This is a genomic window from Companilactobacillus tucceti DSM 20183 (assembly GCF_001434665.1).
GTDB classification, from domain to species: Bacteria; Bacillota; Bacilli; order Lactobacillales; family Lactobacillaceae; genus Companilactobacillus; species Companilactobacillus tucceti.
Genome location: NZ_AZDG01000002.1, coordinates 25,376 through 41,463 on the forward strand (window position 1 = coordinate 25,376; position 16,088 = coordinate 41,463).

The following is a 16,088-nucleotide window of genomic DNA, read 5'->3' on the forward strand; positions in this document are numbered from 1 at the left end:
TCTGTAAAGAGGTATTTTATGGACGACTCAGACAACCTAAAAAAAATATTGGACGCAGCTGACGATGCATTCAACAAGGGTAATTGGGATGAAGCCACTGAACTTTATACCGAGGCATATACTATGCAGCCATCCTTTTTAACAAATCAAGGACTGGCTGCTTCTTTGTTGAACCTAAAAAAAGCTGACGATGCTGAGGCCGTTATATTAGATTACTTTAATTACTACCTCAGCAATGCAGATGCCGCCAAACTGGCTGCGGATATTGTATTGGAAAATAATGATTTTTTGTTGGCAAATCAAATCATAAATTATTATGATAATAACAACATTTCTACTATTGAAGATGAATTTGTAATCGATTTTAAAAGACGAGTAGCACTAGCCGAAGAGCGTCATTTAAGATCTTTTAAACCACATATGACAAACATAATCACACATCTAAGATCAATTGTAACAAGACCTATGGTAGGGCAGATTCAATTGATTAGAAGTATGAGAGAATTTGATAAGAGAGATTATATAGAAGCTGCTAAGCTATTGCTTGGTAATCCACTTTTACATCCATTATTAAAAAGTGAATTGGCTGAAAATCTTTATAAGTTAGGTGTCACTGAAAAAATTGACATTTCATTTTATGGGGATATGAAAACATTTGTACCTTCTAAATTGAAACCGATCATGGCAACTGATGTTTATCTAGAAATGTGTGATGAATTAGATAAAATTCTAGAAGATAGTAAAAATGAGACTCAAGTTGAGAATTTATGTGGAGAATTATCATTATATGCCGCTATGGTCTACCCATTTGGAGAAAATATAATAAAAAATCCAAGTCTCTGGACAAACCTTTTCCTTTTGAGGTATGGTCTTATAGATGAGTCTGATATTAAAGACAATTCACACTATTCAGAAGTGAAGAGCTGGGTCGACAGGTTCGATTCTCTAATAAATGTATTTCAGCAATGAAAATATGCATTTTTTTCGTTATTAGTATTTACAATTTGGATTGTGCCCCGTATAATCCAAAGAGTATATTTTTAGTAGGCGATTTGCGTTGAATTGCTTTGCTTTCGCTTCTGAAAGTAGTATAATTTTTCAGTAAAGAGTCATCTAAAGAACATTTTCTTTGGATTAATCTTATGAAATGAAATTTTAGGAGGATTCTTTGTAATGGCAGAAAAAGAACATTATGAGAGAACAAAGCCCCATGTAAATATTGGGACAATTGGTCACGTTGACCACGGTAAGACTACATTAACAGCCGCAATTACAAAGGTTTTGGCTGACAAAGGTTTAGCTAAGGCTGAAGATTACGCTGATATTGATAAGGCCCCAGAAGAAAAAGAACGTGGGATCACAATCAATACAGCTCACGTTGAGTATGAAACTGAAAAGCGTCACTATGCACATATTGATGCTCCAGGACATGCTGACTACGTTAAGAACATGATCACTGGTGCTGCACAAATGGATGGTGCCATCCTTGTTGTTGCTGCAACTGATGGTCCTATGCCACAAACTCGTGAACACATCCTATTGGCTCGTCAAGTTGGTGTTGAATACATCGTTGTATTCCTAAACAAGACAGACCTTGTTGATGATGACGAACTTGTTGACTTAGTTGAGATGGAAGTACGTGAATTACTTTCAGAATACGATTATCCTGGGGACGATACACCTATCGTTCGTGGATCAGCTTTGAAGGCTCTTGAAGGTGACCCAGAGGAAATCAAACATGTTGAAGAACTTCTTGACATTATTGATGAATATATCCCAACACCTAAACGTGAAACAGACAAGCCATTTATGATGCCTGTTGAAGATGTATTTACAATCACAGGACGTGGTACTGTTGCTTCTGGTCGTATCGACCGTGGTGAAGTTAAAGTCGGTGATGAAGTTGAAATTGTTGGTTTGAAGGAAGAAGTTATCAAATCTACAGTTACTGGTCTAGAAATGTTCCGTAAGACATTGGATCTTGGTGAAGCCGGAGATAACGTTGGTGTTCTTCTTCGTGGTGTTAACCGTGACCAAGTTGAACGTGGACAAGTTCTTGCTAAGCCAGGTTCAATCCAAACTCACACAAAATTCAAGGGTGAAGTTTATATCATGACAAAAGAAGAAGGTGGACGTCATACTCCATTCTTCTCAAACTACCGTCCTCAATTCTACTTCCATACAACTGACGTTACTGGTGTTATTGAATTGCCAGAAGGCGTTGAAATGGTAATGCCTGGTGACCAAGTTACTTTTGAAGTTGACTTGATTGCTCCAGTTGCCGTTGAAGAAGGTACACGTTTCACTGTTCGTGAAGGTGGACGTACTGTTGGTGCTGGTGTTGTTACTGATATCTTAGACTAATCTCTTTGATTCTAATTAAAAGAGTTGAGACTATGTCTCAGCTCTTTTTTTTTAATCAGATTTGATTAGGAAAACGCTTTACGTTATCTTATAATAGTAAAGTAATGGCGTAAAAGCCTATATTTAGCGTGAAATATTTACAATATTATTGATTTAAGGTAATATTACAAAGTATGAGATCGTGAAATACCGGAGGGATAAAATGTCTGCTAAGGCTGAATTTACAAAAAAAGAAAAAAATACTGGTGAATTAAAATTTGAAATTGACCAAGATACTATCAAAAAAGGTTTAGATACTGCTTTTGATCGTGTAAAGAAAAACTTAAATGTTCCTGGTTTTAGAAAGGGTAGAGTACCTCGTCAAATCTTCAACCGTATGTACGGAGAAGAAGCTTTGTATGAAGATGCTTTAAACGCTGTTTTACCAGAAGCATATGATAAAGCTGTTAGTGATACTGCAGTTGAACCAGTTGATCAACCACAAATTAGTGTTGAATCAATGGAAAAGGGTAAACCATGGGCTATCAGTGCAACAATCACTGTTAAACCAGAAGTTAAACTTGGTGACTATACAGGTCTTGAAGTTAAGAAGCAAAAACGTAATGTTATGAAGACAGACGTTGAAGCACGTCTTGCTGAACTACAAAAGCAACAAGCTGAACTTGTTCTTAAAGATGGTAAAGCTGAAAACGGTGATACTGTTGTTATTGATTACGTTGGTACAGTTGATGGAAAAGAATTCGATGGTGGTAGTGCACAAAACTATTCACTTGAATTAGGTTCAGGTTCATTTATTCCTGGATTTGAAGATGAATTAGTTGGTCACAGTGCTGATGAAGATGTTGACGTTAACGTAACATTCCCAGAAGACTACCAAGCAAAAGACTTAGCTGGTAAGAAGGCTATCTTCAAGACAAAGATTCATGAAGTTAAGACAAAGGAATTGCCTGAACTTGATGATGACTTTGCTAAAGATGTTGACGAAGATGTTGATACATTGGACGCACTTAAGAAGAAGATCCATGATGAATTGAAGGATCAAAAGAAGCAAACTGCTGAAGAAAACATTCAAGAAGAAGCAATTTCTGCAGCTGTAAAGAATGCTAAAATTGACGAAGTACCACAAGCTATGATCGATACTGAAGTTTCAAACCAAATGAATCAATATCTATCAAACTTACGTCGTCAAGGAATCGATCCTAAGTTGTACTATCAAATGACAGGTACAACAGAAGATGATTTGAAGAAGCAATTCTCAAATGATGCTGAAGAACGTGTTAAGACTGATCTTGTTATCGAAGCAATTGTTGCTAAAGAAAACATCAAGCCTACAGAAGACGAAATCAAAGATGAAGTTAAGTCACTTGCTGATGAATATAACATGGACGAAAAAGCTGTTAGAAATGCACTTACAGATGATATGTTAGCTCATGATATTTCAGCTAAGAAGGCTATCGAACTTATCGTTGACTCAGCCGTTGAAAAATAATTAACTAATTAATTATTGAAAAAAGAAGCCAATGGGCTTCTTTTTTTTAGGTAATCAGTTTATTAAAGTTTAAGGTAATATTTGTTTAAAACTAATTACTTTACTCTTAACAGCTTCAATGCTAGACTTTCAAAGTATTGGAACTATTGAAGGAGAAATTGCATATGTTTGATAGTACAGAAACTACAGGCACAATCAGTTGTTCTTTCTGCGGAAAGACACAAGATCAAGTTCAAAAAATTGTTGCGGGACCAGGAGTATACATCTGTAACGAATGTATCGATCTTTGTAAAGAGATCATCGATGAAGAATTAAGTGAAAATAAACCATTGGATCTTGAAAACATCCCTACACCAGTAGCAATTAAGAAGATCCTTGATGATTATGTCATTGGACAAAGTGATGCTAAGCGTGCTTTATCAGTTGCCGTTTATAATCACTACAAGAGAATTAATAAGATGGAAAATTCAAAAGATGGTGACACAGAGCTACAAAAGAGTAATATCGCTTTAATTGGACCTACAGGTTCAGGTAAAACGTTCCTTGCTCAAACACTTGCACGTATCTTAAAAGTACCATTTGCAATTGCAGATGCTACGACATTAACAGAAGCAGGTTATGTTGGTGAAGATGTTGAAAATATCTTATTGAAATTGTTGCAAAATGCCGACTTTGACGTTGAAAAAGCCGAACATGGTATTGTTTACATTGATGAAATTGATAAGATTTCAAAGAAGAGTGAAAATGTTTCAATTACACGTGATGTTTCAGGTGAAGGTGTACAACAAGCCTTGCTTAAGATACTTGAAGGAACGATTGCTAGTGTTCCCCCACAAGGTGGAAGAAAGCATCCTCAACAAGAGCTTATTCAAATTGATACAACAAACATTTTGTTTATTGTAGGTGGAGCTTTTGATGGTATTGAACAAATTGTTAAAAACCGTTTAGGTGATAAGACAATTGGGTTTGGTGCAGAACACGATGTAAATATTGATGAGGAAAAGAGTTTGATGCAACAAATCATTCCTGAAGATTTGATGAAGTTTGGTATTATTCCAGAATTCATTGGTCGTATTCCTATCGTTACAGCACTTGAGAAGTTGACTGAGAGTGATTTGGTTGAGATCCTTACAAAGCCAAAGAATGCCCTTATTAAACAATATCAAGAGTTGATGTCAATTGATGGTGTTGAATTGAAGTTTACTGATGGAGCATTGAATGAAATAGCTAAGATGTCAATTGAAAGAAATACCGGTGCTCGTGGTCTACGCTCTATTGTTGAAGAAACAATGCTAGATACGATGTTTGATATTCCTGAAAGAAAAGACGTTAAGATGGTTAAAGTAACTAAAGATGCCGTCCGTAAAATCAAAGAACCAGAATTAATTCTAAAAGATGGAGAGGTTGCCTAAGGGGCGGCCTTTTTTTATATCTTTGAATATATCTCGTATGTTAAAATAAAATCATTGAGGTGAATTATGCAGGTAAATAATGTATCAATGAATTTAAGCGCAGTTAGCGCCAAACAATATCCGGATGACGGTTATCCTGAAATAGCTCTTTTGGGACGTTCAAATGTAGGTAAATCGTCATTAATAAACACTTTGATCAATCGTAAAAGCTTTGCCAGAACGTCAAGTACCCCTGGTAAAACACAAACACTAAATTTCTATAACATAGAAAATCAACTTTATTTGGTTGATGTTCCAGGTTATGGATTTGCCAAGGTATCTAAGAAACAACGCGAAGAATTTGGTACGATGATCGAAGAATATTTAACAACTAGAAAAGTTTTAAAGGGTGTCATTATTCTTACGGATGGTCGACATGTTCCAAGTGATGATGATGTTTCAATGTATCAATACGTTAGCTATTATCATATTCCAACATTAATAGTTTCCACAAAGATGGATAAAGTTAAAAAGAATCAATGGAATAAGAGTAGCAGTCAAATAATGAAGACAATGCAAGTTAACCAGACTGATGATATACAAATGTTTAGCGCAGAGACTAAATATGGTAAAGAACAAGTTTGGGATTGGATAGAATCAAAAATGAATGAATAAAGATCACAATATTTATGGTGGTCTTTTTTTTGTCGACATTTGTGAGGAATTTAATTTATTACAATAGAATATATTAAAATATATTGGTTTCGAATTGAAACAATACTATAATGAAAGCATTAACAATAATGGAGGGATATGAATGTCTACTTTAGAAATCAAAGATCTGCATGTTTCAGTAACCGATGATGAAAAAGGTGAAGGACAAGAGATCTTAAAAGGCGTAAATTTATCAATGAGTACAGGTGAGGTTCATGCAATTATGGGACCTAACGGAACTGGTAAATCAACTTTATCACAAGCAATTATGGGGAATTCTGCCTATAAGGTGACTCAGGGTGATGTTTTACTTGATGGTAAAAGCATATTAGATCTACCCGTTGATGAACGTGCACGTTTAGGATTGTTTTTGGCCATGCAATATCCAGCTGAAATTCCAGGTGTTACAAATGTTGAATTTATGCGTGCTGCTATAAACGCACGTCGTGATGAGGATAAACAAATCCCTGTTATGGAATTCATTAAAAAACTAGAAGCAAAGCAAAAGATTCTTGATATGACAGATGAAATGTCAGAAAGATACCTAAATGAAGGCTTTTCTGGTGGTGAAAAGAAGCGTAATGAAATTTTACAACTATTAATGATCGAACCTAAGTTTGCCATCTTAGACGAAATTGACTCAGGTCTTGATATTGATGCTTTGAAAGTTGTTTCTCGTGGTGTTAACTCAATGCGTGGTGATAACTTTGGATCATTGATCATTACTCACTATCAAAGACTGTTGAATTATATCGTTCCAGATCAAGTTCATGTAATGATGGATGGAAGAATCGTTAAGAGTGGTGGCCCAGATTTGGCTAAAAAACTAGAGGATGAGGGTTATGCTGGTCTACGTGACGACTTACATCTTGATGTTAAATTAACGGATGAAATTTAGGAGGAGGAGTTATGCGAGCTAATTTAATAGATAAATATAAAGATGAAGTGACTTCCTTTTCGGAATCTAAAAATGAGCCAGATTGGTATAAACAAGTGCGTCTTGATAGTTTAGCTAAAGCTGACGAATTATCTCTCCCTAAATATGAAAAAATCAATTATCGTAGCTGGCGTTTAGATAGACCAGGTGTGATCAATGCGGACTCAGAAATTAAAAATGATAATAAACCTCAAGCTGATAATTATATTTATCAGGCCGGGAATCAAACACTATCAAGTAGTTTAGATGAAGAGTTATCAGATAAAGGAGTTATTTTAACTGACATCTTTTCAGCAATGAATGATTATCCTGAGTTAATGAAAAAGTATTTTATGACTAAAGTAACTAAAGCTGAAGATAATAAACTGACAGCTTTAAATGCTGCATTCTTAAATAGTGGTATTTTCTTATATGTTCCAAGAGGAGTTCATATAAATAAATCTATTCAAGCTATGTTTGTCCAAGATAATTCAGTCGATTGTGATTTTGTTCATCATGTTTTGATTGTTGCAGAGGCAGACAGTGAAGTTACTTATTTGGAAAACTTAGTTTCGACTGGTTCAGGATATAAAAATAAAGCAAATATAGTTGTAGAAGTTATTGCAGCTGATGACTCTAGAGTTCATTTTTCAGCATTAGATCAACTTTCAAAAGATACAACTACTTATTTAAGTCGCCGTGGTTGCACTGGTAATAATACTAGACTTGATTGGGCCATCGGATTTATGAATGATGGTGATGTAATTGGTGACTTTGGGACTGACCTATTAGGCGAAGGATCACACACTGAGGCGAAAGTGGTTGCCATTACAACTGGCGATCAAGTACAAGGAATTGATACTAAGGTTACAAATTATGGTCAACATACAATTGGTCATATTCTTCAACATGGGGTTATTTTGCAAAAATCAACACTTACATTTAATGGTGTTGGTCATATTGTCAAAGGTGCTAGAGGTTCAGATGCTCAACAAGAGAGTCGTGTCTTGATGCTTTCAAGAAAGGCTCGTGGTGATGCTAATCCAATCCTTTTGATTGATGAAAATGATGTTACCGCTGGACATGCTGCTAGTGTTGGTCGTGTAAATGAAGATCAAATGTATTATTTGATGAGCCGTGGTATTGATGAAAAAACAGCTCAAAGATTAGTTATTCGTGGCTTCTTAAGTAGTGTTATTTCTGAAATTCCAGAAAAAGACGTTCGCGCTAGCCTAACTCAAATGATTGAGAGGAAACTGATCAATGGACAACAATAATGTTTGGAGAAAAGATTTTCCTATTCTTGATCAAAAAGTTAATGATGAAGATCTAGTTTATTTGGATAACGCTGCTACAACACAAAAACCAAAAGACGTTATGTCAAAAGTAGCTAACTTTTACTATAGTGATTATGCCAATGTTCACCGTGGAGTACATACTCTAGCTGAACGTTCGACTGAACAATTTGAAGCTGCAAGAGAAAAGGTTAGAAAATTTATTAATGCTAACTCTGATAAGGAAGTCATCTTTACTAAGGGTGCAACTAATTCTTTGAACCTTGTAGCCCAAAGTTACGGGGAAGAAAATATCCACGAAGGAGATGAAATTGTCATTTCCTATATGGAACACCATAGTAACTTGATTCCTTGGCAACAATTGGCTTTGAGAAAGAAAGCAACTTTGAAATATATTGAGTTGACTGATGATGGACAGCTTGATATGGACGACGCTCAAAGGAAAATTACTGATAAAACCAAAATTGTCTCAATAGCACAGTCATCTAATGTCTTAGGAGTAATAAATCCAGTTAAAGAATTGGCTCAAATTGCTCATAGTCATGATGCGGTCATGGTGGTTGATGGAGCACAGTCTGTTCCTAATATGCCGGTTGATGTAACTGATTTAGATTGTGATTTCTTTGCTTTCTCTGGTCATAAGATGATGGCAGAAACAGGAATTGGTGTTTTATACGGTAAACAAGAATTATTGGAGCAAATGCCACCGGTTGAATTTGGTGGAGAAATGATTGAATTTGTAAAGAAATTTGATAGTTCATGGAATGAATTACCATGGAAGTTTGAAGCTGGAACACCTAATATTGCTGGAGCAATTTCATTGGGATATGCAATTGATTATTTAGAGTCAGTTGGACTAGATAATATTCAAAAAAATACTCAAGCTATAGTGGATCATGTTTTACCTAAATTGTTAGATATTGATGATCTAGAAGTTTATGGTCCAAAAGATCCAGCAAATCATACTGGGGTTATTTCCTTTAATCTGAAGGGATTACATCCCCATGATTTAGCAACTGGATTAGACATGGAAGGTGTGGCAGTGCGTGCTGGACACCATTGTGCACAACCATTGATGGAATATTTGGGACTTTCAGCTACTGCAAGAGCTAGTTTCTATTTGTATAACACTATTAGTGATGCAGATAGACTAGTTGAAGCAATTAAAGCAACAAAGGAGTTCTTTAAAAATGGCACTGTCTAAAATGTATAATCTTTATCGTCAAGTGATTTTAGACCATTCGGATAATCCTCATCATCATGGGGAATTGCCTAAGTCAACAAACGAAATTGAGTTGAAAAATCCTACTTGCGGTGATGTATTAAAATTACAACTTGTGGTTAAAGATGGAATTATCAAAGATGCTGCGTTTAGTGGTTATGGTTGTACTATTAGCCAAGCATCCGCCAGCATGATGACCGATGCTGTCATTAATAAAAAAGTCGAAGATGCTGATAATATGGTTCAAGTATTTTCGGACATGATTATTGGTGATGATGTTGATACAAATGTTTTGGGAGATGCCGCTGTATTGCAAGGAGTTTCTAAATTCCCGGCTCGTATCAAATGTGCAACTTTAGCCTGGAAAGCATTACACAGATCATTGACTAATCAAAGCAAATAGGAAGTGAATAATATGCCAGAAACTGAAAATACAAAAAATAATGAAGAAGCTGTTTCTTCAGTAAAATCGTTGAATCTAAAAGATGATTATGACTTTGGTTTTCATGATGATGTCAAACCTGTTTTCTCTACTGGTAGAGGATTAACAGAAGATGTTGTTCGCGCTATCTCTAAGGAAAAGGGCGAACCAAAGTGGATGCTTGATTTTAGATTAAAATGTTATGCAATGTATAAAAAAATGCCAATGCCTGATTTTGGTCCCGATTTATCAGGATTAGACTTGAAAAATATGCGTTATTATCAAAAGGCAACTGACAAAAAGTATCGTGATTGGGATGATGTTCCAACAGAATTAAAAGATACTTTCAATCGATTAGGCGTACCTGAAGCTGAAAGAAAATATTTGGCTGGATCTTCAGCTCAATATGAATCAGAAGTTGTTTATCATAATATGCGTGATGAATTTGCTAAGTTCGGTATTATCTTTACGGATACAGATACCGCTTTGCGTGAATATCCAGAACTATTTAGAAAATGGTTTGGTAAATTAGTTCATCCAGATGATAATAAATTTGCAGCCTTAAATGGTGCTGTTTGGTCTGGTGGATCATTTATTTATGTGCCAAAGGGTGTTAAATTGGATATTCCAATTCAATCATATTTCCGTTTAAACGCTGAAAATAGTGGTCAATTTGAAAGAACTTTGATCATTGTTGATGAAGGGGCAAGTATTCAATACGTTGAGGGATGTACTGCACCTAACTATTCATCAGATAGTTTGCATGCTGCTGTTGTTGAAGTATTTGCTGAGAAAGACGCATACGTACGTTATACAACCATTCAAAATTGGTCGAATAATGTTTACAGTCTTGAGACAAAACGTGCTCAGGCAATGGAAAATGCCACAATGGAATGGGTCGATGGTAATCTAGGTTCTAAGATAACTATGAAGTATCCTAGTGTATATCTTGATGGTGAAGGTGCAAGAGGTACGATGTTATCTATCGCTGTTGCCGGACATAATGTTGACCAAGATGCCGGTGCTAGAATGATTCATGCCGCTAAAAATACATCATCCTCCATTGTTTCTAAGTCAATTTCTAAAGACGGTGGTGCCGTTGATTATCGTGGTACTGTCAGATTTGAAAGAAATTCTGATGGGTCTAAAGCTCACGTTGAATGTGATACTATCATCATGGATGAAGATTCCAGTTCAGATACGGTTCCTTATAATCAAATTTTGAATGGTAATGTTTCAATGGAACATGAAGCTAAGGTTTCTAAAGTTTCAGAGGAGCAATTATACTATTTGATGAGTCGCGGATTAAGTGAACAAAAGGCTACTGAAATGATCATCATGGGATTTGTTGAACCATTTACGAAAGAGTTACCAATGGAATATGCTGTCGAACTTAACCGTTTGATAAGTTATGAGATGGAAGGTACTGTTGGATAGATCTTACTTAAAATGAAAATATTAAACGACAATGCTAAAATAAAGCATTGTCGTTTTTTTTATAAAAAAATTCACTTTTTTAAAGTTTTTACGTAATTTAAGTTAAATAACTGAATGGAGTGGAATATGGATCGTTTAACAGTATTTATTATGAGCTTATTGTCATTTAAAGGTATTGGGAACCAAACTGTATTGTATTATTTGAGGGAAAATAAAGATCGTCAGAAGAATCTTTCTTATTCAGAATTAAAAAAGACACGTAACTTCAAGATAAAGAAATTGATCAATGAAAAAGTGATTTCTGATACTTCATTTAAAGATGCTCAAACCAATTCTTTGAAAAAATTTAAAGACAGTATTAAGAAGAATATTGAAATTATAAATTATTTTGATGATAAATACCCTAGAAGACTAAAAAATATGTCAAATCGTCCAGTATTGTTATATTTGAAAGGAAATATAGATTTACTAAATTCAGACAATACATTGGCTATCGTTGGTACGAGGTCTCCTAATAAAAATAGCCTATTTTGGGTTTCTAATACTACTTCTGAATTAATGTCAGATTTTGTTATCATAAGTGGATTAGCAAAAGGAATCGATACTGCTGTTCATGAGAATGTGGTTAATGGGCTCAAACAGACTATTTCAATATTAGGTCAGGGATTAGATATGCCGACTTACCCATATGAAAATAGAGATTTAGCAAATAAAATAGTTGAAACTGGTGGTTTATTAGTTTCAACATACCCTAACGGAACTAAAGTATATTCACATAATTTAGCTGCAAGGGATGAATGGCAAAGTGCATTAAGCGATGGATTGATTGTCGCCGAAACAGGTATGAGAAGTGGGACGACTAATACTATCAATTTTGCTTTACAGCAAAATAAAGAAATTATGATCTTTGACGATAAAGAATTGTCTGGTAATCAATTTTTTCTAAATGACAGTAGAATTAAGCCAGTAAGTGATTCTACAGCAATAAAAAAAGTCATGTCGGAAAGATTCCAACATGACTAGTTATTATTTAATATTTGAATAATCGTGGTTGATTACATCTTGAAGATCATATTTATTGTCTTCAAAAGTGTATTTTAAGATGCTGCAGTTAGTAAAACCACTTCTCAACACTTCGATTGAGTCGTTCCATTGATTATTGAAAGATAAGATTGAAACATAATGACTCACGACTAGAACATTATTAACATCCTGATTCATAATATCGTTTAGTTCTCTTGTCACACGTTTTTGTACATTGAGCATATCTTCTCCACCATATTGAACAAAAGCATCGTTAAATAGTTCATAGTGTGATTTGATAGGATTTAATTTGTTGTTTTCACCCTCGAATAATCCAAAGTACATTTCTTTAAGACCCTTACGGCGTTCGTAAGGCATGTCAGTGATCAATTCCAAAGTGTCACTAGCACGTTCTGAAGTTGAAGAATAGGCAGCATCAAATGTTATGCCATTGTCTTCATAATATTTTTTTGCTACTTTAGCTTGGTTATGACCTAATTCCGTTAATGGAGCATCAGACCATCCTTGCATTTTTCCTCGTTCGTTAAAAATAGTTTGACCGTGACGCATTAAATATAGAGTCTTTTTCATATATAACTTCCTCATGATTTTTTTATACCTATAAGATTGTAAAGGATTTGTTATCTTAATAAAAGTGAGACGGGCTATTTTAATTTATTTACAATTTTTTTAAGAAAACTACTTGCAAAAATTATATTGTCTGCTAGTATCATATACATAAATTAAATTTCAGCTACACAAGAAGTAATCTTTTATCTGGGTGTTCAGAGAATTGACGGTTGGTGCGAGTCATGCAGGATAAAATGATAAAATACCTAGCTGGAATTTCGTGTCCGACGTTACAGGAGTAAAGAGCAAATAGATTTATGATCTATTTGAATTTTGGGTGGTACCGCGCAAATAGCGTCCCTGCATATAATTGCAGGGGCGCTTTTTTTATTCCCAGTAATTCGGACAAATTAATAGGAGGATATTTAAATGAATATTATTGATGAACTTTCATGGCGTGGTTTGATCAACCAACAATCTGATGAAGAGGGCTTAAGAAAGTTAGTCGACGAGAAAGACATTTCACTTTATTGCGGAATGGATCCAACCGGAGATTCAATGCATATCGGTCACTTATTACCATTTATGACTTTGAAACGTTTTGGTGATATGGGACATCATCCCTATATCGTTATCGGTGGAGCTACTGGTTCAATTGGTGATCCAAGTGGTAAGAAAGCTGAACGACCAATGCAAACAATGGACCAAGTTAATCATAATGTTGAGGCTCTTAGTAACCAAGCTAAGAAAATCTTCAAAGATTTCACAATGGTTAACAATTATGACTGGACAGAACCAATTGGTATCTTAGATTTTCTTCGCGATTACGGGAAGTTATTTAATGTTAATACCATGCTTAATAAAGAAATTATTTCAAGTCGTTTGGAAGCAGGTATTTCTTTCACAGAATTTACCTATCAAATCCTACAATCATTGGACTTCCTAACACTTTATCGTCAACACGATATTCAACTACAAGTCGGTGGTGGTGATCAATGGGGAAATCTTACAGCTGGATTGGATCTTATTCATAAAGCTGAAGGACAAGATGCCAAGGTTTACGCTTTGACAATTCCATTATTACTTAAAGCTGATGGTACAAAGTTTGGTAAAACAGCTGGTGGAGCAGTTTGGTTAGATGCTAAGAAGACATCACCTTATGAATTCTATCAATTCTGGTTCAACCAAGATGACAAAGACGTTATTAATCTTCTTAAGAAATTCACTTTCTTAAATCAAGATGAAATCGCAGCTTTAGCAGAAAAAGTTAAAACAGAACCTGAAAAACGCGTTGCACAAAGAACATTGGCAGAAGAAGTTACTAAATTTGTTCACGGGGAAGAAGCACTTAAAACAGCAGAAAAAATTACTGATGTACTCTTCTCAGGTGAAATTCAATCTCTAACGACAGATGAAGTTGCACAAGCCTTTCATGGTGTACCAAGTGAGGAGATCTCTAATGAAGAGATCAACTTGGTTGATTTATTGATTGCTACAAAAGTAGACAAATCTAAACGCCAAGCACGTGAAGATATTCAAAATGGAGCTATTAGAATTAATGGGGAAAGACTAACTGATACAACAATTATGATTGATCCTAAAGATTCATTTGATGGTAAATACATCGTTATCCGTCGTGGAAAGAAAAAGTACTTCTTAGCCAAAATTAAATAAATTTAATTAAGGCGATGAATGAAATGGAAAAGAAGAATAGATTAAGTGTTTTAGAGAGTGTCATTATTATGTTAGTGATGTTTGGAATATTGGGGACGATGATGATAAAGTTCAAAATGACTCCTCAAGTTCCGATTCTATTAACTTTTACCTTGTTATTGTTTTACGGGAAAATCCGTGGCTTTAGTTGGAACGAATTACAAGAAGGAATAGTAAATGGTGTAAAACCTGGAATCATTCCTATGATAATTTTCGTAATGATTGGTGTATTAGTAGCATCATGGTTAATTTCAGGTGTTATTCCGACAATCATGGTTTATGGACTTGAGATTTTGAATCCTACATTTTTCTTATTTACAGTTTTTGTAAGTTGCTGTTTAGTTGGAGTTATCGTAGGTAGTTCATTTACAACTATCTCTACTTTAGGAATTGTTTTTATGGGTATAGGTCAAGTAATGGGAATTGATACAGTTTTAACAGCAGGTTCAATTGTTTCTGGTTCCTTGTTTGGAAATAATATGTCTCCACTTTCTGGTACGACTAATCTTTCTACTGGTATAGCTGGCGTTGATAATGTTTTTAAACATATTAGAACTATTTCTCATACTGCTTTGATATCAGCTGCAATTACCGGAGTTATTTTCTTGTTTGTTGGCCATACAAGCGCTCAAGTTGATATGGGTTCAGTACACCATATTATTAATGCACTACAAGCTAATTTCTTTGTTTCACCAATTATGTTATTACCAATAGCAGTTTTAATTACTTGCGCATTTTTGCAAGTACCTGCAATTCCAACACTTTTAAGTGGATCATTGACAGCAATTATTATGGATATATTTATCAACCATACTTCGTTTAATACCATTAGCAATGTTATTATGAAAGGATTTGTCTTGAAGTCTTCTGATAAGCATATAAATGCAATTGTTAGTGGTGGTGGTGTTTCAAGTATGCTAGATAGTATTTCACTGATTTTAGTTGCATTAACACTTGGTGGAGTATTGCTGAAACTAGGTGTTGTAGATAATTTGATTGGTAAATTAAGAACTAGTGTTAATACACCTGGAAAAGTCGTTGCTGCTTCAATGTTAAGTGCAATCGGTGTTAACTTCTTAGTTGGTGAGCAATACATTTCAATTATTCTTCCAGGAACTACTTTCCGTAAAAATTTTGAGGATCTTGGTATAGAACCACAATACCTATCACGTGTTTTAGCAAGTGGTGGTGCTGATATTAATGCTTTAGTTCCTTGGGGTGTTAGTGGTATCTTTATTTCCGGTATTCTTGGAGTTAGTCCAGTTCATTTCATTCCATTTGCTTTTTACGTTTGGTTAAATCCATTGTTGACAGTAGTTTTTGCATTTGTCTTTGGTAAAAATTACCTTAAATCAACTAATTCAAAAAGAGTTGTTTCAAAAAATTTAGTTTTGGATGCTAAATAATATTCAATTATAAAAAAGATATTATTTATCTCTGTATAAGCTGATGTAACACTCTTTTCGATAGAATGAAATCTTTATAAAATCTGAAAAAACTTGACGTTGTTGAGAAATTAAATTATATTATTTC

General features: G+C 34.7%; 14 protein-coding genes. 13 read left to right on the top strand and 1 reads right to left on the bottom strand.

Annotated elements, in window-relative coordinates; all coding sequences use genetic code 11:
• The first annotated feature begins 18 nt into the window (after positions 1–18).
• From FC72_RS01325 to FC72_RS01375, 11 genes are all read left to right on the top strand, one after another.
• Positions 19–969 carry a hypothetical protein gene (locus tag FC72_RS01325; RefSeq protein ID WP_057763996.1) on the top strand — a complete coding sequence of 317 codons (951 nt, stop codon included), beginning with the start codon at positions 19–21 and terminating at the stop codon, positions 967–969.
• 204 nt (positions 970–1,173) lie between these two features.
• Entirely contained in the window at positions 1,174–2,364 is a 1,191-nt protein-coding gene (gene tuf, locus FC72_RS01330; RefSeq protein WP_057763998.1) for an elongation factor Tu, read from the top strand.
• 202 nt (positions 2,365–2,566) lie between these two features.
• The gene (gene tig, locus FC72_RS01335) at positions 2,567–3,853 is read left to right on the top strand and encodes a trigger factor (RefSeq protein WP_057764000.1); all 1,287 of its coding nucleotides are present in this window, start codon (positions 2,567–2,569) and stop codon (positions 3,851–3,853) included.
• A 164-nt stretch (positions 3,854–4,017) separates the two neighbouring features.
• Positions 4,018–5,265, top strand: coding sequence for an ATP-dependent Clp protease ATP-binding subunit ClpX (clpX, locus tag FC72_RS01340; protein ID WP_057764002.1), 1,248 nt, complete (start codon positions 4,018–4,020; stop codon positions 5,263–5,265).
• A gap of 66 nt (positions 5,266–5,331) precedes the next feature.
• Entirely contained in the window at positions 5,332–5,919 is a 588-nt protein-coding gene (gene yihA / locus FC72_RS01345; RefSeq protein ID WP_057764004.1) for a ribosome biogenesis GTP-binding protein YihA/YsxC, read from the top strand.
• A gap of 142 nt (positions 5,920–6,061) precedes the next feature.
• On the top strand, positions 6,062–6,856 hold the full coding sequence (sufC, locus tag FC72_RS01350) for a Fe-S cluster assembly ATPase SufC (RefSeq protein WP_057764006.1): 795 nt from the start codon (positions 6,062–6,064) through the stop codon (positions 6,854–6,856).
• 11 nt (positions 6,857–6,867) lie between these two features.
• A complete protein-coding gene (gene sufD / locus FC72_RS01355; RefSeq protein ID WP_057764007.1) occupies positions 6,868–8,151 on the top strand; it encodes a Fe-S cluster assembly protein SufD in 1,284 nt (427 codons plus the stop codon).
• Positions 8,138–9,373 (top strand): cysteine desulfurase, encoded by a 1,236-nt coding sequence (locus tag FC72_RS01360; RefSeq protein ID WP_057764009.1) that lies wholly within the window; start codon positions 8,138–8,140, stop codon positions 9,371–9,373. Before sufD ends, FC72_RS01360 begins: the two co-directional genes overlap by 14 nt.
• Entirely contained in the window at positions 9,360–9,794 is a 435-nt protein-coding gene (sufU, locus tag FC72_RS01365) for a Fe-S cluster assembly sulfur transfer protein SufU (RefSeq protein ID WP_057764010.1), read from the top strand. The genes FC72_RS01360 and sufU overlap by 14 nt, the downstream gene beginning before the upstream one ends.
• Positions 9,795–9,806: 12 nt before the next feature.
• On the top strand, positions 9,807–11,249 hold the full coding sequence (gene sufB / locus FC72_RS01370; RefSeq protein WP_057764012.1) for a Fe-S cluster assembly protein SufB: 1,443 nt from the start codon (positions 9,807–9,809) through the stop codon (positions 11,247–11,249).
• Between the two features lie 126 nt (positions 11,250–11,375).
• The gene (locus tag FC72_RS01375; protein ID WP_057764014.1) at positions 11,376–12,272 is read left to right on the top strand and encodes a DNA-processing protein DprA; all 897 of its coding nucleotides are present in this window, start codon (positions 11,376–11,378) and stop codon (positions 12,270–12,272) included.
• 3 nt (positions 12,273–12,275) lie between these two features.
• Here FC72_RS01375 and FC72_RS01380 read toward each other — a convergent pair whose 3' ends face one another.
• Positions 12,276–12,863, bottom strand: a complete 588-nt coding sequence (locus tag FC72_RS01380; RefSeq protein WP_057764016.1) for a histidine phosphatase family protein — start codon at positions 12,861–12,863, stop codon at positions 12,276–12,278.
• 408 nt (positions 12,864–13,271) lie between these two features.
• Between FC72_RS01380 and tyrS the strand changes: the two genes are divergently transcribed.
• Together tyrS and FC72_RS01390 are read left to right on the top strand one after the other, a co-directional pair.
• Positions 13,272–14,516 carry a tyrosine--tRNA ligase gene (gene tyrS, locus FC72_RS01385; RefSeq protein WP_057764020.1) on the top strand — a complete coding sequence of 415 codons (1,245 nt, stop codon included), beginning with the start codon at positions 13,272–13,274 and terminating at the stop codon, positions 14,514–14,516.
• A 23-nt stretch (positions 14,517–14,539) separates the two neighbouring features.
• Positions 14,540–15,961, top strand: coding sequence for a Na+/H+ antiporter NhaC family protein (locus FC72_RS01390; protein ID WP_057764023.1), 1,422 nt, complete (start codon positions 14,540–14,542; stop codon positions 15,959–15,961).
• Positions 15,962–16,088: the final 127 nt, after the last annotated feature.